Below are 26392 nucleotides of genomic sequence, written 5' to 3'. Positions count from 1 at the left end.
CTAAATTACTTTAGTTCTATTTATTTTTGACTGAAGGTCTAGTGGTTTTTTCAAATCTCTCGATTCTATTACTCTTTATTCTTTTGTCTTAAGATCTCTCTTAAAACGGCTGTCAATTCAATATGTCTAGGAACGTGTTCTTCTTATCTTTTTCACCTCAATAATCACTTTTCGTGTTTCTCGAAGCGGGTGCAAAAGTACAACTTCTTTTGTTTCTCGCAAGAAAAATTTAAAGTTTTTTTTGAAGACCTAAATCTACAATTTCTTTACTCTTTCTTACCAGTCTCTCAAAGAACTTTGCATGTTTTGCGGAGTGCAAAAGTAATAAGCAAAATCAAATCTCACAAGCTTTTTTTGATTTATTTTTAGATATGAATTCTAAGAATAAACGCTTATTTACCTGTCAATCTTTTAATGAACTTATTCGCTATTGCGGGTGCGAAAGTAACCTCTTAATAGCGGTAAACAATACTTTTAATTCACTATTTTTTCATGTTTTCTTAATGTCACGTTTAACTCGCTGGAAATACGACTTTTGAACAAGAAAGTTTTTTTCCCACCACCGCCCACTATATTGGAAAAGATGTCTTTATGGACCTAGTTTGCTGAAACTACTCGAGCATGGAATGGTTTTTATACTTGCTTAGCGTATTTATCCCCTAGCAGAATGCTCGTCAAGCTTCTCATAGAAATGCTTTTTCTTGCGAAATCACGGTAATTACTTCAATACTTGCCCCGAAATACCAATTCCATAGCCCTGATAGCAGTGGAAATCCTACCAAGCCGGGTTTCGGCGAGGTAGATTGTAACGAATAGCAGGAAATAGCTCCTGAAAAAAGACTGCTACTTATGTACGAATGGAAAATCTTTATTATTATCCCAGAGCTATTACTTTCTCTACATATAGATTTCAAAACCACTTGTACTTAACAAGCCGCAAACAGAAGTGCCAAATCGAACGAATAAATATGAAGAGAACATCATGATTCATTATTTCTTCTATTGCATACTATTAAAAAGGACTATAGCCTAGCACGAGAATGCTAGCGTATCTACAAAATCACAAAAAAAGCATATGATCATAACCAATTGACGAAATCACTTGAAAAACTAACTCATCTGAGATCCAATATTTCATAAGAATATCTACTATGATACTAATGCGCTATCAGGCAACGTTACACGATTTTGATAATAGCCGCACCAAGGTCGCTGCTGAAATGACACTCATGCACATCAAAATCAAATCGAAAACAGAAAGTAATTAATATAAAACTTTAAACATTAAATCAAAGGAGCCAGAAGAGTCGATTTCCAGTATGTAGATTGACTGAATTATTTGACCAGCTCCCAAGCGTTGCTCTTGATTTGGCTTTCGACTTCATCAGTAACCCCCACCTTTTCTAAAAATTTCAAAAACAGGATTTGCTCTAAAATCAAAAAAGCCATCCGTAGGTTCTGAATAAATTCAGAATCATGGAAAGCTTTTCATTGGTCTAACTACTAAACCAGGTCTCGTTGCTACCAACTCGACCAAACAACACAACTAATTTTAGATACTTTGATGGGGCAAAAAAGCCTTTCCGTTAAGAAAGGCTTTCCCCAATATTGCGGTCTGGACGGGACTCGAACCCGCGACCCCCTGCGTGACAGGCAGGTATTCTAACCAACTGAACTACCAGACCTCAGCGTTATTTCGGTTGCAAAGATACAATTCATTTCGACCTACACAAGCGTTTGTAATTAAAAAAACTAGTTTTTTTTAAATTGATTATCCAAAGGTATGTTTTTCAGCTAAGTATGTCAGTAAAACTTTTTCGAAGTTATCACTGACATTAACTGGAACGTACGTAATCTTGTTTTGAGCACAGGTTGCCGCCAACTTTTTGAAGTACAAAGCAGCCTGTTTTTCATATTCCTCCTTCACATTATCGGAAAAAACCGAAACGGATTCACCGGTCTCCACATCTATGAACTTTCTAGGAGTATTATCAAAGTTGAAATTGAGTTCTGTTTTACTATCTACAACGTGAAACAACACCACCTTATGTTTATTATGTTTTAAATGTTGCAGCGCATTAAACAATGCTTCGTCCCCAGAACCAGATTGAAACATGTCCGTAAACAGTATAATCATGGAACGCCTATGCATTTTCTCCGCTATTTGGTGCAAAAAGCTGATGGTATCAGTACTTTTTTTGATCGTCGGCGCTACCAATACGTTTTCAAGCGCATTCAATATCATTCTGTGATGGCGATCACTGCCTTTTTCAGGAGCATAGTACTCATACGTATCTGAAAAAACACTCAACCCTATTGCATCCCGCTGTTTCTTTAAGAGGTTCATTAAAACCGCTGAAGCCAAAACAGAGAAGCCTATTTTATTTTCGTGAAAATCTTGATTTGTTTTTAACTTTGGATAATGCATTGACGAGGAGTTGTCAATAATAATATGGCAACGCAAATTAGTTTCTTCTTCGAAACGCTTTGTATACAAACGATCAGTTCTGGCAAATAGTTTCCAGTCGATATGCTTCGTGCTTTCTCCGACATTATAAACTTTATGCTCTGCAAATTCAGCAGAAAATCCATGAAACGGACTCTTATGCATCCCGGAGATAAATCCTTCCACAACCTGATTTGCCAATAATTCAAGATGTTGAAATCTCGAAATTTTTTCTATTTGCGATTCAATCTTCATCTTTCAAAGTTATTAAAAGATTGACTGATTTAAAAATTAAAAGAGTAGGAAACACAATATAAAACCGTTCGAAATTAAAGTTGAAACAAAAAAAAGGTTTGACTTGCGCCAAACCTTTAATCTGAATTTGTAAAAAATTCTATTTAAATTGCAATCTACTGATTACAACAAAGCGTCTAAACTATCTGCGTAAGTTTGCTTAGGAGCTACTCCTACTTGCTTCCCTACTACTTCACCGTTATGAAAAATCAATACCGTTGGAATATTTCTCACACCGTATTTTGCGGCAAATTCTTGATTTGCATCCACATCCACTTTACCTACAACAACTTTTCCGTCGTATTCCGTACCTAATTCGTCAATGATTGGTCCAACCATTCTACACGGTCCACACCATGCTGCCCAAAAATCCACCATTACTGGTTTGTCTGATTTCAAAACTACTTCTTCAAAAGTAGCGTCTGTTATTGCTAATGCCATAATTTTTTTCTTTAAAATTTAAAGTTCTGATCTCATTCAAAACTTATTTACAAATTTAAGCATTAAAACCAAATTAAACACTATCCACAAATTAGTTTTGATTATAAGTGCATTGACAATGTTTATAAAAATTGTATTTAAATATTGTATTTTTATAATTACAAGCTATTCCCGCTCTTCGCTAAATCTTTTTATACTGAAACAAGTTCAGGATAAAAAGGATGCCGCTGCGATCAGGGCTACGGTAACTGTACTACTCTACAACCTATAATTACAAAAAAAGACCCTCTTTTCAGAAGGTCTTTATATAATTTATGGTTGTTAAAATTATAGGTTATATTTCAATCCTAAAGTTAAACCAACTCCACTAATACTGATGTATGAGCTTTGTTCGTCAGTTGGTCTAGCTGGATCCACAGTATTAAATTCTGCATTATTAGACGAAGAGTTTAAAGTTTTAACATAGTTAGAGTTTATCTCAGCTGTCGTTCGGGTGCTTAAAGCGTCTGCACCATTAACCGCATACCTTGTAGTTTCTTTACTCTTACCATGTACTGTAAAGTTACGGTATTCAACCTCCGCGAATGCCGATAAATTTTTACCTAATTTATAAGAAGTACCAAGTGCAGCTAAAAACCCTACTGTAGGATTAGGTTTAACTTCATCCTCTTGAACAATCGTTCTTTTCCCACCTACTGCTGGTCCATTATAATTCTGAGTTGTTTCGATCACTAATTTTCCATTTACAGGAACAATAACTCCCACTTTAGAATAAGATTCAAATCCTTTTACTTCTCCTAAAAACAATACAACTGCAGGAGCTAAATCCAACGCTTTCACACGTCCATTTGAAGTCAAGTTTAGATAGGTTGGCGCTCCTCCAGCAACAGAGATCACTCTATCGACTGTTTCAACCATATTTTTACTATTACTATTGTAGTAATTAATTCCCATTTCAACCCCTAAGCGATTTGTAAAGCGGTATCCAACGTTTCCACCGTAACGAAAACCTTCTCCGAAAGAACCTGTAATACTCTCTCTTGAAACTAATTTACCTCCGACATAAACATCTCTATTTGGCTGTTGCCCACTAACTGTAGGGAATTCAGTTGCGGTAGCTTGTGTGAAGTAAGATGATCCTAATTTAAAATACCAGTTTCCCGTCTTGCTTTCTTTTTTTTCAGTTTGCCCCATCATCGTCATAGAGCAGGCCATTAATCCTAATAAAAATAGGTTCTTTGTCATGATTGTTCATTTTTTTAGTTACCACCAAAACTACATGATTTTCCTGTATTTTTATTCGGTATTTACTATAAAAGCAAGCTTTGCAATAAAATATTATGCATGCATATTAAAATCAGATAGTTATATAAAAATAAGACTGATTTTAATTTCAAAAAAAATCCAACACTCATGAAAAGCAGTTTTCATGAGTGTTGGATTTTTTCAAACGTTATAGTGGTCAATCCACCCGTTTATTTTTTTGATTCTCATCCCCTGTTTTACATACAGCTACTTTAATTAAGCTTAAAGTTAACCTGCATTTTTTCTAATTCCATCAGTAACTCGTTGGAGATTTTTATTTTCAGTTTTCTGCTGGCCATCGTTAATTTAGTAACTACCTTAATTTCCTCCACTTCAACAACAGTGGCGGCAGTTTCCATCTCTGCGGATTCAGATACTTCCATAGCATCATTCTCATCAACAAAATCGTCCTCTTCCTTTTCAATTACAATTGGCGCAACTTCCCTTATTTTTTTCACTTTTTCTAATTCCATAATTTCAAAAGTCACTAGATTATCTCCTTTATTTTCGAAAAAAAGATGCCCCAACTTATGAATAAAATCGGGATCCAAGTCACTTATATTAAGCAATACAATTAGTTTTTTTGCAAAGTCATCCAATACGTCCTGCAAATATTGTACTAACATGAACTGTATTCTTGGCTCACTTCTTTTACCAGTATCCTGGTTAACCCATCCCTCTTTAACCAATACTTTCATATAGGTGAAGTTATTTTGAATAAAAAAATGACGAAACTTCAAGTATTCTTCTCCAAAAATCTTAAACTCATAGCTTTCGTCATATCCCTCTAAGGTGAATATCCCCCAGCCTTTTCCGTTTTTAGCAATGCGATGTTGTACGTTATTTATAATACCTCCAAAAGTCAAGTTCTTGCCCACATGATGCTCTAGACTTCTCAATGCTTCCAGCTTAGCATTACAAAAATATTTCATCTCAAACTTGTAATCATCTAATGGGTGCCCTGAAATATAGATTCCTACTACCTCTTTCTCTTTGGCCAGTTTTTCCATAGTACTCCAATCCTCGCATGGAGGGATGACTGGTTCAGCAATTTGAACATCACTACTTTCTCCAAACAAACTTACTTGTGACGAATTCTCATTTTCTTGAAACTTAGCGCCGTACCTAATCGCCTTTTCATAAAAAGTAATTCCATCGCCATCGTCATGAAAATATTGCGAACGCAACGTGCCCGAAAAAGAATCAAAACCACCCGCGAGAATTAAGTTTTCTAATGCTTTTTTATTAGCCGCACGCAAATCAATACGTTTGGTCAAATCAAAAACAGACTTGTACTTCCCTTCTTTTCTGTTTTGAACAATAGTAGCTACTGCACCTGCTCCCACTCCTTTTATGGCTCCCATCCCAAAACGGACCGCATAATTATCGTTTACAGTAAATTTATAGTGGGACTCGTTTACATCTGGTCCTAATACTTCGAGTCCCATTCGCTTGCATTCCTCCATAAAGAAAGAAACTTGCTTGATGTCACTCATATTATTCGACAATACCGCAGCCATATATTCAGCAGGATAATTGGCTTTTAGATACGCAGTTTGATAAGCAATCCATGCATAACAAGTAGAGTGCGACTTATTAAAGGCATATTCAGCAAAGGCTTCCCAGTCTTTCCATATTTTTTCCAGTTTATCTTCTGGATGCCCTTTGGCAACAGCCTGACTAATAAACTTCGGCTTCATTTTGTCAAGTACATCTTTTTGCTTTTTCCCCATCGCTTTACGCAAAACATCAGCATCTCCTTTTGAGAAATCAGCCAGTTTTTGGGACAAAAGCATTACCTGTTCTTGGTAAACAGTAATTCCATAGGTGTCTTTCAATAGCTCTTCACAGGCCTCAAGATCATAAATAATCTCCTCTTCCCCGTTTTTCCTTTTTACAAAACTCGGGATATAAGCAATCGGTCCCGGACGGTATAACGCATTCATGGCAATCAAATCCGGAAAAACGGTTGGCTTCAATTCCTTCATGTATTTCTGCATTCCTGCAGATTCATACTGAAAAATCCCCACCGTTTCTCCACGTTGGAAAAGCTCATATGTTTTTACGTCATCGATAGGAAAAGCATCTGGATCGAGATCGATGCCGTTTCTGTATTTTACTAATTTAACCGTATCCTTAATAAGAGTTAGGGTTTTCAAACCCAAGAAATCCATTTTTAGTAATCCTGCAGTTTCTACCACGGAGTTGTCAAACTGTGTGACATACAGGTCCGAATCTTTGGCGGTAGCCACAGGAACAAAATCTGTAATATCACTTGGCGTAATAATCACCCCACAGGCATGTATTCCCGTATTTCTTAAATTTCCTTCCAACACTTTAGCTTGCTGAATGGTTTCTCCTCCTAAATCGTCTTCCCCTGCCAGAGCGATTAATTCTTTTATTTTATCGTACTCTTCTGGACGAACCGCTTTTTTTATTAAGGCTTCATCTTCACTTAAAAATCGGGCGAGATTCCATTTTCCAGGCATCATCCCCGGAATTAATTTTGCGATTTTATCGGCTTCAAACAAAGGCAAATCTAGTACACGAGCTGTATCACGAATTGCTGACTTAGTCGCCATTTTACCATAAGTGATAATTTGAGCCACCTGTTTTGAACCGTATTTTCTGATTACATAATCCATGACACTACTTCGTCCTTCGTCATCAAAATCGATATCAATATCGGGTAATGACACCCGATCAGGATTCAAGAAACGCTCAAAAAGTAGGTTATACATTAAAGGGTCAATGTTTGTAATTTTCAAACAATAAGCCACTACTGATCCTGCTGCTGATCCACGCCCTGGTCCTACTGAAACACCCATACTTCGCGCTTCGGCAATAAGATCCTGTACGATAAGAAAATATCCCGGATAACCGGAATTAGAAATAGTCAGTAATTCAAAATCCAAGCGTTCCCTTATTACTTCTGTAATTTCAGGATACCTTCTATTTGCTCCTTCATAAGTAAGATGTCGCAAATAGGCGTTTTCTCCGCGAACTCCTCCATCAACAGCATCTTCTGCAACGAAAAACTCTTCTGGAATATCAAATTTGGGTAATAAAACCTCTCGTGCTAAATTGTAAATTTCAATTTTATCCACGATCTCTGATAAATTCCAAATCGCTTCAGGCAAGTCAGTAAAGAGCTTTTTCATCTCCTCCCCTGTCTTGAAATAGTATTCCTGATTAGGCAAGCCGTAGCGATATCCACGGCCACGGCCTATTGGTGTAGTTTGTTTTTCGCCTTCACGCACACAAAGCAAAATGTCGTGTGCATTGGCATTTCCTTTGTCTATATAAAATGTATTGTTAGTGGCCACAATTTTTACTTCATGTTTTCTAGCTAAAGAAATCAAGGTGGTATTCACCCTGTTTTCATCCTCTTGATTGTGACGCATCACCTCCATATAGAAATCTTCCTTGAACTCTTCCTTCCACCATAACAAAGCTTCTTCAGCTTGGTTTTCACCAAGATTCAAAATCTTATTTGGAATTTCTCCATTTAGATTTCCAGACAGTACAATAATATCTTCTTTATATTGCTGAATGACTTTCCTATCAATTCTGGGTACATAATAAAAACCCTGAGTGTAGGCTATTGAAGACATTTTAGCCAAATTATGATAGCCTTTTTTGGTCTTCGCCAAAAGTACTATTTGGTATCCGTTATCCTTACGAGTTTTGTCTTTGTGGTCTTCACAAACATAAAACTCACAGCCCACAATAGGTTTCATGGGAACCTCCGTAGGTTCTACACCGCTTTCGATCAATGCTGCGTTTTTGGCTTCAGCCGCTTTATTATGGTTTAAGATATCACGAACAAAGTGAAAAGCACCCATTAAGTTTGCATGATCAGTCATGGCAACTGCAGGCATTTTTTCCTTTGAAGCGGCTTTAACAAGTTGCGGAATACTAATTGTCGACTGTAAAACGGAGAATTGGGTATGATTGTGTAAATGCACAAAATCTGTATCAACAAGTACTTTTTTATTTTCTGAAAGCTTTGCCTTCGAAACCGTTGCCGTTTGTTTTTCCCCAAACTGTTGCCGAATGGCATCAGAAGCCTCCTTTAAGTTGATATGCTTTAACCCTATTAGAGCAATCTCTCTTGGGTTTTTATTCTGGAATTCTTGAAAATAACCAGAGGGCACATCTAGTTGCTCTTTTGTATAATTCTCTCTTCTAACCAGTTCTAGGAAACAACGCGTCGTAGCCTCAACATCGGCAGTTGCGTTATGCGCTTCGCCAAATGCTTTATTAAAAAGGTAACTATGTAATTCAGTTAATGTGGGTAATTTAAATCGACCTCCACGACCACCAGGTAATTTTAATAATGAAGCGGTCACTTCTGTACAAGTATCGAGAACGGGCATTTTGCTCATTGTACTTTCCACATCCAAACGATGAAATTCACAACCCATTATATTCAAATCAAAACCTAGGTTCTGACCTACAATGAATTTAGCTTTACCCAGCGCCTCATTAAATTTCTCTAAAACTTCTGCTAAGGAGATTCCGCTTTCTGCTGCTAATTCAGTCGAAATACCATGAATGCGCTCCGCGTCATACGGAATATTGAATCCATCGGGTTTTACTAAATAATCTTGATGTTCCACGAGTTTCCCCATATCATCATGCAGCTGCCATGCAATTTGTATGCAACGAGGCCAGTTGTCCGTATCGGTGATGGGCGCGTCCCAACGCTTTGGTAATCCTGTAGTTTCGGTATCGAATATTAAGTACATAAGTCCCCTTCCCAACCCTCCCCAGAGGGGAGGGAGTCTAAATCTTTAGATCAAGACCGTGCATTTAACTGGTTTTTAACACGTTAAAATTAGTAAAAGTCGTAAAAATTGAACTTCAAATTTAGGTTTTTTTAGGGAAAATAATGAGGTAAGTTATCAACAATCAAAAGAAATATAAATAGAATTTACGTTTTCGATACGCATCAAATTCAAATTGCAAGTATGTGTTTAGACCTATTTTTTTCCCTATTCAACTTTATACGTTTTAAAAAAACAGGCTTTATTCCTCTTGTAGTAATGAAGTTAGCAGATCTTATTTTTTCTGCTAGCGTAAAAAGACATTGATAAAAATAAAAAAGCCGTTTCAAATTATGAAACGGCTTTATTTATACGGTGGTACTTCTCTAAACAGCGATCATTTCAATTACATTGCTAACGATACTTTTCTGATTAGTAGAACCCCAATTGCCATCTTGTTGATACTGATGTATTTTATTCCCATCTAATGGATCCATAACCATTAAATAAATCCATTCATTATCAAGCAAACTTTTAAGATGTACATTTCTTAATAGTATATCACTTACCCTTGCTAACGGTGCTTGTATAGCGACAGATAATCGCAGTGGCTGGTGGTACATTTCTACATCTGATTCCATCACAGATTGCAGAGGAAGTCCCATCTTAATATCTCCTCCATTGCCTTGTACCACAGCAAATTTACCCGTAATATTATGGGTTATTTTTGAACCTCCACCAAAAACTTCATTATCAACCGTTGAAAAATAATAGTGGTTGTTTATCCATTGTGTTACCACCATAGGCCCTTGCATAATGGCTTCTAGTGCTTTCCCGCTTTTATCTTTTTCCCAGTTATAGGAATGTAAAAAGCAACGGCCGTCCAAGTTATTGGATTTTGTTAATTCTCGCGACCCAACAATAAAACCTGCATTTTTAGCCAAGCCCCACTCAGGTCTAGTTTCGCTCCAGTTATTCGCTTTTTTATTAGCCAAAGCAACACTTTTATTAGCAATAGCCAGCCTTTCTTGAGTTGCCGTTTGCTGCGTTTTTAGCAAATTTAATTTCAACCTTTGCAATTGGTTTTTATGAGAGTCTGGCATCTCTGAGTCGAAAAGTAGTATTTCATCTGTAGTGGTATTGTGTTCTCCTCCAATAAAAATAGTACTAGCTGGAATTTCAATGCCGTGATTTTCTTTCAAGGCTTGTCGGACTTCTGGGATATTTGCTATTTTAGCGAGCATTCTTGCATTATGTCTACCAGGACTTGCAGCACAGGCGCCACAATCTAAACTAGACCCAAAAGGATTGTTTGCAGATTGGCTTCCATGACCTATAAAGAGTACTAATGGGGCAAGTTTTTCCCACCCCATTAAATCAAAAGCACCTTTTACAATCGCTACCTTTTCTGCCAAAGGAATATCAACATGTGTCTGTTCGGGAGTACACGTATTCCTAATCTGCGGTTCAAAAATAGATTCATAATCTGCTGCATTATTCTGATTAAACCGATATAAATACCCCGGTAAAATTGTTCTAGCTAGTAAAGACATTCCATAAAAGAATCCCGCACCTTCCACGTAACCAAAGGCAGAAGGAAGCATATTTTTCATTCTTTTTAGAAAATAGTCCTTAAAGTTTGAAACGTCATTGTTTTGCTTGTATGCTTGTACTTTTTCAATATGCCTCTCTTGCGGAATTTCTGAAACATGGTAGGCAGAGTTTAAAATAGGGGGACAGGATTTGCGTGTTAATCCATCTTTTAAATCTTCATAATCCATCGCAATTCCAAAAAACCCAGCATATCCAAACGTTTCGTAATGTCCTTTATTCTCTACATGTCTTCGTATTAACTCTGATCGAGTATCGATACAAAACACCAATTGAGCATCTGGAACTTGTTGCTCTTTTTCCTCTGTTGAACTACTTATTTGTTGGTTATCTAATACTTCTACAAGTTCATTTTGCCAGCTTTTTTCCCATGCTTTTAACCAAATGTACTGCAAACTAGATATGGATAAAGTTGTTGCAGTTTCATTATCTTCCGGATAAATTTCAGCATCTATTTTTTTAGCCACCCACAACCTAACCGCTAAATAATCTTCTAACGTGATAGGATATTCTTGTTGCCATTGTGAATCATATGTATTTCGGTGATTTATATATCCCGTCCAGCCTGGTAATGCGGCTAAGTGGTATGTAAATATTTTAGTGAAATCAGTTGAGGAATAACCATCCATCATTGCAGCTAGTGCCTCCGTTTTTGTTTTTGGAATTTCTCCAATAGCCATTTTGGGCATATCAGTATCATATACCGCCAGTTTGCGCCAAGCACTATAAAACCCTTCGCTTTTATTGGGCATTTCCCATTCTGCCAAACCTTCATCCATAAAAGCGGCAAGCCATTTTGCCATTATTCTATCTAAATCATGTTGGCTGTTTTTAACATCGCTTTTTTTATGAGATGCCATTTGTTGTAAATAATACTCGGGAGATTCTAACAGTTGTTTTTCTCCAAGTAATTTTAAAAGTACCTTTTTATCAATTTCACCCTTTTCCCATGCTTGACGGAATACCATGGATTCTGGAAACACATTCGCATTAAGAAATTTTCGTGCCTGTTTTACTGCTTTTTCGAAAGGCATTCCCTCATAACCTGATAACGGATTCGAAGTTACAAAAGAATACAAAGGCCATGTCTTTCCTACAACTTGAGATGCTTCTTCTATACTTTTTTGAATGGTTAGATTTATCATAATGATTTCGCTTTATACATTAAAACAGTTTTTTTGTAGGGTTGAGATATGTTTAACAATTTAGCATAGAGCCATGGATAGTTTCGGTAGATACCTAACTTCATTATAAAAAAGCCAGCTAAGAAAAGGAAACCAAACGCTATTTCAATTACAGATAATGATAACGGCACAACTACCATTGGCATATCACTCATTAGTATCGTTACTCCCTTGTAGATTACCGCATAGGTTACCATACCACAAACAAATAAAAGTGGAGGCAAAAATGATTTTTGGAACAGGCTTAGACTTTGTTCTTTAACAATATTGTAGGTAGCTTGACCAACAGTAATGGCGACAATAAGCGTTAGAAAAATACTACTATTTAATTCAGTTCCTTTACCTGTCAAATACGCAAATAGAAAAGCGCCTAGAATCCCAACGAAAAGTACAATTATAGCTTGTAACGGTTTAATTTTAATGGCTGTTGGTTTTTGCGGTTTCGAATACCCTATTTCCTCTCCTGTAGATAGAAATAAGTAGGCTTTATAAAACCCATGAAGTAGTAAGTGAACAACGGCCGCATTGAAAAACCCCAAACCACACTGCATAATCATAAAACCCATTTGAGCAATGGTGGAACAGGCTAATTTTTGCTTCACATTTACCTGAAGAAGCTTTGTGAATTGGGCAATAACTGCGGTCAAACCTCCAATAATAAATAGGATAATTAACGTATTCGAAGCAAATAAAACGGTGGAGAATAAGGCCAATAAAATTCCTGAACCATTTACAAAACCGGCATGCATCAATGCCGAAGCTGGCGTTGGTGAAGTCATAGCAGAAAGCAACCAGCGATGAAAAGGATAAATTGCTGATTGAATTATAGCGGCCGTGATGATGCACAAACCGGCAACAAGGGTTATGCTTTCAGGTACGTTACTTAGCTTGGAGATCATCCCACTTAGGGTAAGAGATTTTGTATGAAAAGCCAACAATAATACTCCTGCACTTAAGAACAGACTACCCGCTACAAAATACTTTAGAGCAAATTTTGATGCTTCTCTCGCTTCACCCCATCGCGAATCTACTCCTATCAGCTGAGACATAAAAACACCCATTAACAACCACGTCGATACTACAAGTAACACATGATTAGACATTACAAAAACTATGATCGACAAAGTAAACCCTAAGCACAACAGTGAAAATTTAGAGTGATATTCAAACCCTTTCAAATAATTTTTCCCATAGCTACTAATAATCGCACTAAAGAACGTTACAAGTGTCCAAATAAGTATCGTAAAGCCATTAATTCTCAAAATATCCCCAAAATAAATTTCAGGAATCGTCGGAAAATTGTATATTAAATAAGTCAGATTACCTATAAACAATAACCATAATAAGTAGTTGGTTATCTTGTTGAGGAATAGGGGTAGGTGATTTTTTAATACCATTTTTTTTATTTATGTTATTGATTATCTACAATTGTGATTTCAAGAATCCCATTGATGTTTAAATTACTTTTAAGATTTCTAGCTTCAGCAATAAAATCTTTGACAGCTTGCTTTTCTTCTTCAAGCTGATTGATACGTTCATCTATTTCATCTGAATTGCTCTTGTGGTTTTGTTCCCAGTTTTGAAGCCTTTGCTTTTGATGAAAATTGATTTTTTCATCAAGTAAAGACATAATTACATCTGAGGCTTCAGTAGGAGTAAAATCTCCTTTTACCAATTGAAACTTTTGCTTAATTTTTTCCGGTCTTGTTAATCCATTTGTATCCATAGCTGCGTTATTAATGATTAGACTTTAAATCTGGTACAAATATTATACATTATATTCATAAATTTTTATTTATATTTGTTATACAATACATAAACAATATTTATGTAATGCGTGTTGAGCCACGTGCAAATATTCTTTAAAAACAACTAAATGGTGTATTAAAAAAGCTTTAAAGTAATTCCAGCTTATTTAGCCTGCCGTATCGACAGAGATGAAAAAAACTTGTTTAAAACTACTTCTATAATTGATCGTAAACTCCGCTGAGCAACCAACATGATAGTTGGAAATATATTTCATCTACTACGTTTTGGCACAGAAAAAAACAGAATCAGTACTAATTAATCTGCAGAACAAGAGGCTCCTCTGGGTTAAGAGGTTTTTTATTCCTTTAATTTTGGTGAAGAATAAACTAAAAAATAACGGCTTTCCGATTATACCAGTAAAAGGGCTTCCCAATATCACAATCTAGAATTTGATAGGAATCAAATCCAAAAAAGAGCCACTTCTAAATTATTTGGACGTCGTAGTATTTCCCCAAAATTAATACCTGAAAAAACAGTTACAAAACAAGTCTTTCCACTGTAGAAAAAGAATATAAAAACGCGTCCTCTGAATTTAAAAAGTAACGATCTCTGCGAAATATTCTATTAAATTGATTTCTAATTGCAGTATTCCTAATGATAGTGGTCATGTAAAGTCCATATATGCCAGATAAATAATTTAACAAAACAACAAAAGTTATGGCATAAACCACATCTACGCAAAATAAAAATAGAAATAAAAAAGTGTTACAAAATTACAAACAAGTAAAACGAAGCTGCACAGGCCCCTAAAAGCGGCTTGGGCATCGTATATAAGGAATAATCTAAATTGGCCCCTTTCTTTCTTTTTCTAAATTTGCTTCTTAAGTTACAGCCGCAACAAAAATTATGGGCTGTAAAAGAAAAAATATAATTAAAAAACAGTAAAATGAGCACTACATTATTTGATAAAGTATGGGATTCGCACGTGGTGCGTAAAATTAAAGATGGACCGGATGTGTTTTTTATTGACCGCCATTTTATTCATGAAGTCACCAGTCCTGTTGCTTTTTTAGGTTTAAAAGAAAGAGGCATCTCGGTTTTATACCCAGAGCGTACTTTTGCTACTGCCGACCACAATACCCCAACCATAAACCAACATTTACCCGTTGAAGACCCATTATCCGCTAACCAACTACGAGCGTTAGAAGAAAACTCCAAAGAATACGGGATTAGCCATTGGGGATTAGGAAACACAAAAAACGGAATCGTTCACGTTGTGGGTCCTGAAAACGGAATTACATTACCGGGTGCTACTATCGTTTGCGGAGATTCACATACTTCTACACACGGTGCCTTTGGTGCTATTGCTTTCGGGATTGGTACATCTGAGGTAGAAATGGTACTTTCTACGCAATGTATCATGCAACCGAAACCTAAAAAAATGCTTATTAACGTCGCTGGCGACCTTCAATTAGGAGTTACACCAAAAGATGTTGCTCTTTATATCATATCACAACTATCGACTTCAGGCGCTACTGGTTATTTTGTGGAATACGCAGGAAAAGTTTTTGAAGACATGACTATGGAAGGCCGTATGACCGTTTGTAATTTAAGTATCGAAATGGGAGCTCGCGGAGGAATGATTGCTCCAGATCAAACGACGTTTGATTATTTGGAAGGACGTTTGTATACTCCAAAGGGCGACGATTGGGATACAGCCGTAGCCTATTGGAAAACATTAAAAACAGATGCGGATGCAAAGTTTGATGAAGAAATCAACTTTGACGCTTCTGACATTGAACCAATGATTACTTACGGAACTAATCCAGGAATGGGATTAGGGATTTCTAAAAGTATTCCAAACTCAAAAGATGTTGTTGAAGGAGAAGAAACTTATACTAAGTCATTAGGCTACATGGGTTTCCACCAGGGAGAAGCCATGATAGGAAAACAAATTGATTACGTTTTCTTAGGAAGTTGTACGAACGGCCGCATTGAGGACTTTAGAGCTTTTGCATCGATTGTAAAAGGCCGACAAAAAGCAGATAACGTTACAGCATGGCTGGTTCCAGGGTCGCATGTTGTGGAAGCACAAATAAAAGAAGAAGGAATTCTTGATATATTAACTGCCTCCGGTTTTGTATTACGTCAACCCGGATGCTCTGCCTGCTTAGCGATGAATGATGACAAGGTCCCAGCAGGAAAATATGCGGTAAGTACTTCTAACAGGAATTTCGAGGGACGCCAAGGGCCTGGTTCAAGAACGTTATTAGCTAGTCCGTTTATGGCAGCTGCCGCTGCGGTGACAGGAGTTTTAACAGATCCGAGAGCGTTGATTCAAACACTCTAACGCCCGCAGGGTGAATAAAAAATTACAAACTAACAGATGCTCTTTTGCCCACTTGAGGGTTGAGAAGCTAATACAACAATTACGATGGCTTACGATAAATTTAATATTCTCACCAGCACAGCAGTCCCTCTTTCTATAGAAAATGTAGATACGGATCAAATTATTCCCGCTCGTTTCCTGAAAGCAACCGAACGTGTCGGTTTTGGCGATAACCTTTTCCGTGATTGGAGATACAATAATGACGATTCTCCAAAATCAGATTTCGTTTTAAACAACCCTACTTATGGCGGGCAAATCCTTGTAGGTGGAAGAAACTTTGGCTCTGGATCTTCAAGAGAACATGCTGCTTGGGCCGTTTACGACTATGGTTTCAGATGCGTGGTTTCTAGCTTTTTTGCTGATATTTTTAGAAACAACTGTTTAAATGTTGGGGTACTTCCTGTTCAGGTGAGTGCTGGATTTGCAGATCGCATTTTCAAGGCTATCGAAACAGATCCTAAAACGGAATTAGAAGTCAATCTACCAGAACAGACCATCACATTGAAAGCAACTGGAGAAAAAGAATCTTTTGACATTTCTGGTTACAAAAAAGACAACATGATTAACGGATTTGATGATATTGACTATCTACAAAACATAAAAGAGGAAGTAGTAGCGTTTGCAAATGAACTTCCTTACTAAAAACAACCTATAAAAACACAGTTACTCTGGCTTCAACTTTAGTGTTGCTCTACGTAACTTCTTTTATTATTTTATAAAGTCTAATTGTACGATTCTTAATCCTTAAACCCACAATCGTATTAGCATCAAATTTAGAAATGGAAAAAAGAAAAATTGAAATAATGGATACGACACTCCGCGATGGTGAACAAACCTCAGGGGTGTCCTTTTCTGCTGTAGAAAAGCTAACCATTGCACAATTGTTGCTGGAAGAATTAAATGTTGATCGAATCGAAATCGCGTCAGCACGAGTGAGCGAAGGCGAATTTCAAGGCGTAAAAGGGATTATGGCCTGGGCCTCGTCCAAAGGATACGAGGACCGAATCGAAGTTTTAACTTTTGTAGACGGAGGTCTTTCTATCGAATGGATGAAAAAAGCAGGCGCTAAAGTTCAAAATTTATTGACAAAAGGCTCAATGAATCATTTAACGCATCAATTAAAAAAAACGCCAGAACAACACTTTACCGAAATTGCCCAAACAATAGCTTTAGCTTCAGCAAACAACATTGCCACCAACGTCTACCTAGAAGACTGGAGCAATGGTATGCGAAATTCGCCAGACTACGTATTTCAATACCTAGATTTTTTGTCTACTCAACCGGTCAAAAGAATACTGCTACCTGACACATTAGGCGTCCTTATTCCTTCTCAAACCTTTGCATTTATTTCGAAAATAACATTGAAGTATCCAAATATTCATTTTGATTTTCACGCCCACAATGATTACGATTTAAGTATCGCCAATGTGATGGAAGCGATAAAAGCAGGTATAAAAGGCTTGCATGTTACGGTAAACGGAATGGGAGAACGCGCTGGTAATGCACCTCTTGAAAGCACGGTTGCTGTAATCAATGATTTCTTGCCTGAGATAAAAATCAATGTCAAAGAATCCTCACTCTACTCAGTTAGTAAATTAGTAGAAACTTTTACGGGGTATCGAATTCCTGCTAACAAACCAATCGTAGGAGACAATGTGTTTACACAAACAGCAGGCATTCATGCTGACGGAGATAATAAAAACAACTTGTATTTCAACGACTTGCTTCCCGAACGTTTTGGCAGAAAACGCCAGTACGCCTTAGGAAAAACTTCGGGTAAGGCTAATATTGAAAAAAACCTTCAAGAGTTAGGATTGAAGCTTAATGCGGAAGATCTAAAATTAGTTACTCAAAGAATTATTGAATTAGGAGATAAAAAAGAAACTGTTACTCGGGAAGACTTACCTTATATTATCTCTGATGTACTGGATAGTCATACCTATGAAGAAAAAATAAAAGTAGAGTCTTACGTACTCTCTCATGCGAAGGGTTTAAGACCTTCCTCGACCCTATGTTTAAAAATAGACGGGGAAGTTATTGAAGAGCACGCACAAGGAGATGGACAATTTGACGCGTTTATGAATGCATTGGCAAAAATATATAAAAGTAAGGAACTTCAATTACCAAAATTGATTGATTACGCAGTAAGAATACCACCAGGAAGTAGTTCTGATGCATTATGCGAAACCATTATCACTTGGACCATCAATGGTAAGGAATTTAAAACACGAGGATTAGACTCTGATCAGACTGTAGCAGCAATCGTTGCAACGCAAAAAATGCTGAACGTGATCCCTACACCAACCCTCGCCGGAACAGAGGGAGAACATGAGATACAATTTTTTATAAATTCAACGTCGCCAAGAATGTCTTAGAAAAAGTTATATCGATCTATTTTTGATGATCGGAAAATAAACTACATGGACTCATAACAAAAAAAATAAACACAATTCATATCGTCTAAACTTTCCTTCCTTCGGAGGGGAGGGGCAGGAAAAACCTATAAAAAATGAAATACACTATCGCACTGTTAGCAGGAGACGGAATCGGACCTGAAGTGATTAATGAGGCCGTTAAGGTTTCAGATGCTATTGCAAAAAAGTTCAATCACGAAATCATTTGGAGGCCAGCCTTAACCGGCGCTTGTGCAATCGATGCCGTTGGAGTTCCTTATCCTGATGAAACGCACGAAATATGCATGGCTGCAGACGCTGTGCTATTTGGAGCTATCGGACACCCAAAATATGATAACGACCCAACAGCTAAGGTAAGACCAGAACAAGGGTTATTGCTAATGCGTAAAAAGTTAGGTTTATTTGCTAATGTAAGACCTACTTTCACCTTCCCGTCTTTGATCGATAACTCTCCTTTAAAAAGAGAACGTATCGAAGGAACCGACTTAGTTTTCTTAAGAGAATTGACAGGAGGAATCTATTTTGGCGAAAAAGGAAGGCTCGACGGAGGCGAAACCGCATTTGATACCTGTACCTACACTAGAGCAGAAGTACAACGTTTAGCCAAAAAAGGTTTTGAACTAGCAATGACTCGTACTAAAAAATTATGTTGTGTTGACAAAGCAAACGTATTGGAAACATCCCGTTTGTGGAGAGAAACAGTACAAGCTATGGAAAAAGACTATCCTGAAATAACCGTAAGTTATGAATTTGTAGATGCAGTAGCCATGCGATTAGTGCAATGGCCTAACTCCTATGATGTCTTAATTACAGAAAATCTTTTTGGAGATATATTGACTGACGAGGCATCTGTAATCTCAGGCTCTATGGGGTTAATGCCCTCAGCATCTGTTGGAGAGCATACTTCTTTGTACGAACCGATTCACGGTTCTTACCCGCAAGCCACAGGATTAAATATTGCTAATCCATTGGCCACTATCTTATCGGCAGCCATGATGTTTGAAGATGCTTTTGGACTTTACGAAGAGGCCGCCACCATTAGAGCAGCAGTAAACAAGTCATTGGAACAAGGAATTGTTACAGAGGACTTAGCTGCCAAAGGAGCAACAGCGTATAAAACAAGTGATGTTGGTGATTGGCTAGTTGCTAACTTGTAATCTTAAAATAAAACAGACTAAAAGCTGCCAGTAAAATTAAGCGACTTTTTTTATGAACTTTCGCAAAGAGACACAAAGAAAATAGCAAAAGTTCTCAAAATAGTTATTGATAATCCGATTCAAAAAAATCTCTGGACAAAAAACAACACAAAATAAATATAAAACTGTCTGCATCTTTGTGACTCATTACTCCAGTTCTGCAAAATAAGAATTACAATCTAAACACTAAATAAATCTTTTTTGTTCACTTCATAATAACGATTATTTACAAGACTTAAATCAAATAAAAAAGGTGTCAATTTCATTGACACCTTTTTTATATAGTTGTAGAAAAAGGTATTAATACCCTCCTCTGTTTCCACCACCACGGTTTTCTCCACCACGGCTGTTTCCACCACCATAACCACCGCGTGAATCACCACCACGACTGTTATTGTTAAAACTTCTTCTTTCTCCTTCTGGTTTTGGCTCAGACTTGTTAACTACAATTGCACGTCCTTGAACAGTTGCACCGTTCAATTCATCAATCGCTTTTTGAGCTTCATCATCATTTGTCATTTCAACAAAACCGAATCCTTTACTTCTTCCAGTAAATTTATCAGTAATAATTTTTACAGAATCAACTGCACCATAAGCCTCGAAAGACTCTCTTAAATCTGCTTCCTCAATACTGAATGGAAGGCTTCCAACAAAAATATTCATATGTACTTATTTATAATATTAAACAAATATAGTTAAACTATTTTATAACACACTATATATAAGGATATTTCTGCTTTTATTTTATTTACACTTCCATGACAAAACGAAAAGAAACGACAATTAAAAAGGCATAATATTCGTTCCTTTTTAATTTGCTAAGACAGGTGCAATTATGGGTACTTTATAAAAAACTCCTTGTTGAAAATTTAAAACAGGTCCTGCCAAAGAGTTACTGTCACTATTTTCAGCATTAAATTTAAACGCACCTGATATTGTTTTATTTACAATGTCATATTCTGTTATTACAATCTGACCATCTCCTTTTCCAAAACCAGTCGCATAAGTTACTGTACCATTAATATCTTTTAGGATATAAACGGCAGTTTTTGAAACACTAGTTCCCAGAAAATAAATAGCCACTGCAGCTGAAGTAGTTTTCAACGTAATCATTTCGTTTCCTGAATAGGCCTCAATCACTAGAGATCCATTAGGACCTAGAGAAGCCGTGGACACATTAGCTCTCCAAAAAACGTTGTCTTTTACTCCCTGAAATGAAGGATTATTAAATCTTACGTCTTCCTCACAGGAAATTAAGGTAAAAAACACGATAATAAAAAGAAAAGATTTTTTCATAAAATGCGAGTTTAAACAAACAAAAGTATACTATTATGGATAAATATACCCAGTTATTCCAAATAAAATACGGCCAAAAACAGTATAACCTATTCTCATTCATTATACTAACAACCGATTAGTATATTAAAATAAATAGCATATCTTTGCAGCCTTAATTAATAGAGGTCGAGTACCTCAAAATTTAATCATTTAGATTATGTCAGTAAAAATTAGATTACAAAGACACGGTAAAAAAGGAAAACCTTTTTACTGGGTTGTAGCAGCAGATGCTCGCTCAAAAAGAGACGGTAAATACTTAGAGAAAATCGGTACTTACAATCCAAACACAAACCCAGCAACTATCGACTTAAACCTGGATAGTGCGGTTAAATGGTTGCACAATGGTGCTCAACCAACAGAAACTGCTAAGGCAATTCTTTCTTACAAAGGAGCTCTATTGAAACATCACCTTGATGGTGGTATTCGTAAAGGTGCCTTAACCCAAGAACAAGCTGATGCAAAATTAGCTACGTGGTTAGAAGCTAAAACTGGAACAGTTGACGCTAAAAAAGACGGTTTAACAAAAGCGCAAGCTGATGCTAAAGCCAAAGCTTTCAAAGCAGAACAAGATGTAAACGCAAAACGTTTAGCTGCTGCAGCTAAAGCTGAAGCGGATGCTATTGCCGCTGCCGCTCCTGCTGTTGAAGAAATTGTTGAAATCGTTGAAGCTGAAACTTCAACTGAAGAAACTCCTGCTGCAGAAGAAAACAACGAAGAAACTCAAGCATAAATTTATCCGCGAAGATGCATAAAGAAGATTGTTTCTATTTAGGCAAAATCGCCAAAAAGTTTAGTTTTAAAGGGGAAGTTCTTGCCTATTTAGATACGGACGAACCAGAGTTATACGAAAACTTGGAATCAGTGTTTGTTGAATGCAACAAACACTTGGTTCCTTTTTTTATTGAAAACAGCTCTTTACATAAAAACGATTTTCTAAGAATTCGTTTTGAGGACATGAACACCGAAGAAGATGCCGACGCCATTATGGGTAACGACATCTACCTTCCGCTAAAAATGTTACCTAAGCTTAGCGGTAACAAATTCTACTATCACGAAGTTATAGGTTTTGAAGTGGAAGACAAACGCCTTGGTATTGTTGGAAAAATCGTATCTATAAATGACACGACTTCTCAACCCCTTTTTGAAGTTTTAAACGGCGAAGTAGAAATCCTTATTCCAATGATTGACCATTTCCTTGTCAAAATTGACCGTGAAAACAAAAAAGTGATCATGGATTTGCCCGTGGGTTTAATCGAAATGTACCTTTAAAAGGTTTAATCGGTTATTTGTTTATTCGGTTAATCGATAAAATCAAAAACTTGATTTTACAATACTACTTATTGAAATCCAATAAATCAGCATTTACAAAAAATCCGAAATTAAAAATCGTAAATCTACAATCGTAAATCATCATGTTTTCATTCAAGCAATTCTCAATACAGCAAGATCGTTGTGCTATGAAAATTGGCACTGATGGCGTTTTACTTGGTGCTTGGGTGCCAATAACAAATAACCCATTCAGTATTTTAGATGTTGGAGCTGGAACAGGGATCATCGCTTTAATGTTAGCACAAAGAACCAATGCCGAACAAATTGATGCTTTAGAAATTGACGAACAAGCTTACGAACAAGCAATGGATAATTTTGAAAAATCTCCTTGGAGCGATCGCTTATTCTGCTTTCATGCCGGTTTAGATGAATTTGTTGAAGAGCCCGAAGATGAATACGACCTGATTATTTCCAATCCTCCATTTTATACCGAAGACTATAAAACAGAATGTGAACAACGCGATTTAGCCCGTTTTCAAGATGCGATGCCTTTTGAGGATTTAATTGAAGCTGCTGATTTATTGCTTTCCGAAAACGGAATATTCGCTGTTATTATTCCGTTTAAAGAAGAACAAAAGTTTTTGGCCTTAGCCAAAGAAATGGAGCTTTATCCTATAAAAATCACTCGCGTAAAAGGAACTCCAACTACCGAAATCAAACGAAGCCTGTTGGCTTTTAGCCGAAACGAAATTACAGACTTCCCTATTGATGAATTAATTATCGAGATTACCAGACACGTATGTACTCCAGAATACATCACGCTGACTAAGGATTTTTATTTGAAAATGTAATTGTCAGCAAACTCAAAAATCAAATTTATTAAAATGAATATGATCCAAAACCAAAACCTATTTGGCTATGATTTTACCAATCAATCCTAAAGACAAAGAGTCTCCTGCACCAACAAAAGTAATTTGACCTTTTTTATCTATCAAAACGATTGTTGGATATGCTTGTATATTAAGCTGTGTTATGAATGTATTACTATCATTTAATTTCATAAACGCTTGTTGCCATTTTACATTATTTTTCTTTACATATTCTAATACTTCTTCATTCGAATTATCAACAGCGACACCAAGAATATTTATTTTTTTTTCGTTTGTATCATAAAATTCTCTGATATGTGGATAAAATTTAACACAAGGACCACACCAAGTGCCCCAAAATTCCAAAAGCAAAAAATCCTTATCTTTTAACGCATCTTTAAGAACAAAATTATTATTGTACAAATCTCTAAAAGTATAATTTAAAGGTATCATATTCCCAATTGTAAATCGTTCGACATACCCTTTTTTGACCAAATTTAGAAACAATGAATCCATTTTCAATTGTCTTATAATTGTGTAATTTGAATTATTTATAGCAATTGTATCATTGAAAGAATACTTAAACTGCTTATTAAAAACAAAATCTTTCGAAAAATTAGTGTTTTTATCTTTAACATAGAATTTACTTTTAGCATAGAAATCAGAAAAATAAAACTCATAACCATCCGCTTTCCCTACCCAAGCATCTACAAATTTAAGAAAGGATAAGTAGGGAATATCTTTTTTATCGATCTTTTGGGATACTTCATTCTCCTTATCAGGAATTAAAACAAACTTTCGTTCAAATTTATAATTTTTTATTATCAAAATATTCGAATTTATAAATTGAAGGCAAATAATTTTTAATCAAAGCCTCGTCAGCATTTGGTAATATGTTGTATTCATATTTAATTTCGTCACTAAAATCCTTATTCTTGTTGGTATCAGCAATTAATACTTGCTTATTTTTCTTAAAACCAATAAGCACGATTAGCTCTTGATTGATTTTCTTATGCGATAGTGCAAGTGTGTCTATTTTTAATCTTTTGAAGTAGGCAAGTGCTCTAGTCTTCTCCAGTTTATGATCTTTATACATGTCATACGCATATTGCACATAATCCATTGCTACGAAATGAAATTTTAAGGAATCAAGTTCAGGAATCCCTATAAAATTATCAGTATAGGACAACGGTCTTAAATCCGACTGATATTCGTTTAAATTAAAAGTATCTGGATTACTCGTTAACTTTAATTTTATTTGCTTTGTTTGACTTGCAGCAAGATTTAAGAAAAAACAAAATAACACTAAAGTAATTCTCTGAAGGCTTGTCATCATGGTAAAAAAACAACTTTTTAGTTAACAAAATTTTAATTTTAAATACCCGCAAAGGTAGAGATAAATAGCAAAATTTGCACTAGTCAATTACTCGAAAAATCTATATCTGAATAACATTAAGCTGAAAAACCTCAAGGTCGAACGAATCGTTGAAAAACTGTGATTACAGAAAGTACAGATTTTTTAAGTGACGAATTAATCACCGAAACTTCAAGACATATTTACACTCCAGAATATGTTGAAGTGACTAAAGATTTTTATTTGAAAATGTAAAAAAAATCTTTTAAACAAAACCTAAATTCCCTCAGTTTCCCATTTAATTCAAACTTTCGTTGTACTTTACAATTAAATTGCATGAGTAAGCAAATCAAATATAGAAAGATATAACAATTGTTAATCGTTTTGTTATATTCCTTTGTGTAACTTTGTGACACATAAATTAGCAAAATCATGAAGCCAGACTTATTTCAATCTCCTGATTATTATAACTTAGACGATTTACTCACAGATGAACACAAACTCGTTCGTGATTCAGCTCGTGCATGGGTAAAAAAAGAAGTTTCTCCTATTATTGAAGAATATGCTCAAAAAGCAGAATTCCCAAAACAAATTATTAAAGGGTTAGCAGATATTGGGGGTTTTGGTCCCTACATTCCTGAAGAATATGGAGGTGCTGGTTTAGACCAAATATCGTATGGACTGATTATGCAAGAAATTGAGCGCGGTGATTCTGGAGTTCGTTCTACCTCATCTGTACAATCATCTTTGGTAATGTACCCTATTTGGAAATATGGTAATGAAGAACAACGCATGAAATATTTACCAAAACTAGCCACTGGTGAATTTATGGGTTGCTTTGGTTTAACCGAACCTGATTATGGCTCCGATCCAGGAAGTATGATAACCAACTTTAAAGATATGGGAGATCATTATTTGTTGAATGGTGCTAAAATGTGGATATCTAATGCGCCGTTTGCCGATATAGCTATTGTTTGGGCAAAAAGTGAAGAGGGTAGGATTCACGGTTTAATTGTAGAACGCGGTATGGAAGGTTTTACTACACCAGAAACGCATAATAAATGGTCACTTCGCGCATCATCGACAGGAGAGCTAATATTTGATAATGTAAAAGTACCAAAAAAAAATTTACTCCCAAATAAATCTGGATTAGGAGCGCCTCTCGGCTGCTTAGATTCTGCACGTTACGGTATTGCCTGGGGCGCTATTGGGGCGGCTATGGACTGTTATGACACTGCACTTCGCTATGCTAAGGAACGCATTCAGTTTGACAAACCGATTGCCGGGACACAATTACAACAAAAGAAATTAGCTGAAATGATTACGGAGATCACAAAAGCACAATTACTGACTTGGAGACTAGGTGTTTTAAAAAATGAAGGAAGAGCTACAACCGCCCAAATTTCTATGGCCAAAAGAAACAATGTCGACATGGCAATTAACATTGCACGCGAAGCTAGACAAATATTAGGAGCAATGGGAATCATTGGAGACTATTCAATCATGCGCCATATGATGAACTTAGAGTCCGTAATCACTTACGAAGGAACACATGATATCCATCTATTGATCACGGGTATGGATATTACCGGAATTCCTGCTTTTAAGTAATATTAAACGACTATTAAAGTATCTATAAAATTGATAAAAAAGCTTCTTGGAAACAAGAAGCTTTTATTCTTTACTAGTAAAATACAGATCTATGTACCATTCTAAGATATCAACAGCACGATTGTAGCCACAAAAACGAAGGACGATTATTAG

At 36.2% G+C, this 26392-nt stretch carries 19 protein-coding genes and 1 tRNA gene; 8 read left to right on the top strand and 12 right to left on the bottom strand.

Annotation, left to right across the window (positions count from 1 at the left end; translation table 11 throughout):
• Positions 1-1611 precede the first annotated feature (1611 nt).
• From A3SG_RS0110700 to A3SG_RS0110665, 8 genes are all read right to left on the bottom strand, one after another.
• Positions 1612-1685, bottom strand: a tRNA-Asp gene (locus A3SG_RS0110700).
• Between the two features lie 86 nt (positions 1686-1771).
• The gene (locus A3SG_RS0110695) at positions 1772-2701 is read right to left on the bottom strand and encodes a DUF58 domain-containing protein (protein WP_016990017.1); all 930 of its coding nucleotides are present in this window, start codon (positions 2699-2701) and stop codon (positions 1772-1774) included.
• Positions 2702-2863: 162 nt separating this feature from the next.
• On the bottom strand, positions 2864-3181 hold the full coding sequence (gene trxA, locus A3SG_RS0110690; protein WP_016990016.1) for a thioredoxin: 318 nt from the start codon (positions 3179-3181) through the stop codon (positions 2864-2866).
• A 327-nt stretch (positions 3182-3508) separates the two neighbouring features.
• The gene (locus tag A3SG_RS0110685) at positions 3509-4426 is read right to left on the bottom strand and encodes an outer membrane beta-barrel protein (RefSeq protein WP_029596743.1); all 918 of its coding nucleotides are present in this window, start codon (positions 4424-4426) and stop codon (positions 3509-3511) included.
• A 272-nt stretch (positions 4427-4698) separates the two neighbouring features.
• On the bottom strand, positions 4699-9237 hold the full coding sequence (gene dnaE, locus A3SG_RS0110680; RefSeq protein WP_016990014.1) for a DNA polymerase III subunit alpha: 4539 nt from the start codon (positions 9235-9237) through the stop codon (positions 4699-4701).
• 404 nt (positions 9238-9641) lie between these two features.
• The gene (locus A3SG_RS0110675; protein WP_016990013.1) at positions 9642-12011 is read right to left on the bottom strand and encodes a DUF2309 domain-containing protein; all 2370 of its coding nucleotides are present in this window, start codon (positions 12009-12011) and stop codon (positions 9642-9644) included.
• Positions 12008-13447, bottom strand: a complete 1440-nt coding sequence (locus A3SG_RS0110670; RefSeq protein ID WP_029596742.1) for a proton-conducting transporter membrane subunit — start codon at positions 13445-13447, stop codon at positions 12008-12010. Before A3SG_RS0110670 ends, A3SG_RS0110675 begins: the two co-directional genes overlap by 4 nt.
• A 14-nt stretch (positions 13448-13461) precedes the next feature.
• The gene (locus tag A3SG_RS0110665) at positions 13462-13776 is read right to left on the bottom strand and encodes a hypothetical protein (protein WP_016990011.1); all 315 of its coding nucleotides are present in this window, start codon (positions 13774-13776) and stop codon (positions 13462-13464) included.
• Positions 13777-14745: 969 nt separating this feature from the next.
• Between A3SG_RS0110665 and leuC the strand changes: the two genes are divergently transcribed.
• The 4 genes from leuC (at position 14746) to leuB (ending at position 19759) form a co-directional block, all read left to right on the top strand.
• Complete coding sequence (leuC, locus tag A3SG_RS0110660; protein WP_016990010.1) at positions 14746-16149, top strand: 3-isopropylmalate dehydratase large subunit; 1404 nt, start codon at positions 14746-14748, stop codon at positions 16147-16149.
• A gap of 84 nt (positions 16150-16233) precedes the next feature.
• Positions 16234-16830, top strand: coding sequence for a 3-isopropylmalate dehydratase small subunit (gene leuD, locus A3SG_RS0110655; protein WP_016990009.1), 597 nt, complete (start codon positions 16234-16236; stop codon positions 16828-16830).
• 137 nt (positions 16831-16967) lie between these two features.
• A complete protein-coding gene (locus A3SG_RS0110650; RefSeq protein WP_016990008.1) occupies positions 16968-18563 on the top strand; it encodes an alpha-isopropylmalate synthase regulatory domain-containing protein in 1596 nt (531 codons plus the stop codon).
• 134 nt (positions 18564-18697) lie between these two features.
• Positions 18698-19759: a 3-isopropylmalate dehydrogenase gene (gene leuB / locus A3SG_RS0110645; protein WP_016990007.1), complete on the top strand. Its 1062-nt coding sequence runs from the start codon at positions 18698-18700 to the stop codon at positions 19757-19759.
• A 339-nt stretch (positions 19760-20098) separates the two neighbouring features.
• On the opposite strand, the gene A3SG_RS0110640 is transcribed toward leuB, so the two are convergent.
• Positions 20099-20461: an RNA recognition motif domain-containing protein gene (locus A3SG_RS0110640; RefSeq protein WP_007137132.1), complete on the bottom strand. Its 363-nt coding sequence runs from the start codon at positions 20459-20461 to the stop codon at positions 20099-20101.
• A 147-nt stretch (positions 20462-20608) separates the two neighbouring features.
• Positions 20609-21094 carry a DUF6252 family protein gene (locus A3SG_RS0110635; protein ID WP_016990006.1) on the bottom strand — a complete coding sequence of 162 codons (486 nt, stop codon included), beginning with the start codon at positions 21092-21094 and terminating at the stop codon, positions 20609-20611.
• 199 nt (positions 21095-21293) lie between these two features.
• Between A3SG_RS0110635 and A3SG_RS0110630 the strand changes: the two genes are divergently transcribed.
• The 3 genes from A3SG_RS0110630 (at position 21294) to A3SG_RS0110620 (ending at position 23256) form a co-directional block, all read left to right on the top strand.
• Positions 21294-21866, top strand: a complete 573-nt coding sequence (locus A3SG_RS0110630) for a 30S ribosomal protein S16 (protein ID WP_016990005.1) — start codon at positions 21294-21296, stop codon at positions 21864-21866.
• A 14-nt stretch (positions 21867-21880) separates the two neighbouring features.
• On the top strand, positions 21881-22405 hold the full coding sequence (gene rimM / locus A3SG_RS0110625) for a ribosome maturation factor RimM (RefSeq protein WP_016990004.1): 525 nt from the start codon (positions 21881-21883) through the stop codon (positions 22403-22405).
• A gap of 143 nt (positions 22406-22548) precedes the next feature.
• A complete protein-coding gene (locus tag A3SG_RS0110620; RefSeq protein ID WP_029596741.1) occupies positions 22549-23256 on the top strand; it encodes a tRNA1(Val) (adenine(37)-N6)-methyltransferase in 708 nt (235 codons plus the stop codon).
• 57 nt (positions 23257-23313) lie between these two features.
• On the opposite strand, the gene A3SG_RS0110615 is transcribed toward A3SG_RS0110620, so the two are convergent.
• Complete coding sequence (locus A3SG_RS0110615) at positions 23314-24102, bottom strand: TlpA family protein disulfide reductase (RefSeq protein ID WP_016990002.1); 789 nt, start codon at positions 24100-24102, stop codon at positions 23314-23316.
• A complete protein-coding gene (locus tag A3SG_RS0110610) occupies positions 24083-24610 on the bottom strand; it encodes a hypothetical protein (protein ID WP_029596740.1) in 528 nt (175 codons plus the stop codon). Before A3SG_RS0110610 ends, A3SG_RS0110615 begins: the two co-directional genes overlap by 20 nt.
• 450 nt (positions 24611-25060) lie before the next feature.
• Between A3SG_RS0110610 and A3SG_RS0110605 the strand changes: the two genes are divergently transcribed.
• The gene (locus A3SG_RS0110605; protein ID WP_016990000.1) at positions 25061-26239 is read left to right on the top strand and encodes an acyl-CoA dehydrogenase family protein; all 1179 of its coding nucleotides are present in this window, start codon (positions 25061-25063) and stop codon (positions 26237-26239) included.
• Positions 26240-26392 lie beyond the last annotated feature (153 nt).

This window comes from Flavobacterium sp. ACAM 123 (assembly GCF_000264055.1).
GTDB lineage: Bacteria > Bacteroidota > Bacteroidia > Flavobacteriales > Flavobacteriaceae > Flavobacterium.
The sequence above is the reverse complement of the archived record's forward strand: the minus strand, read 5'-3'. Positions and strand labels throughout refer to the sequence as shown.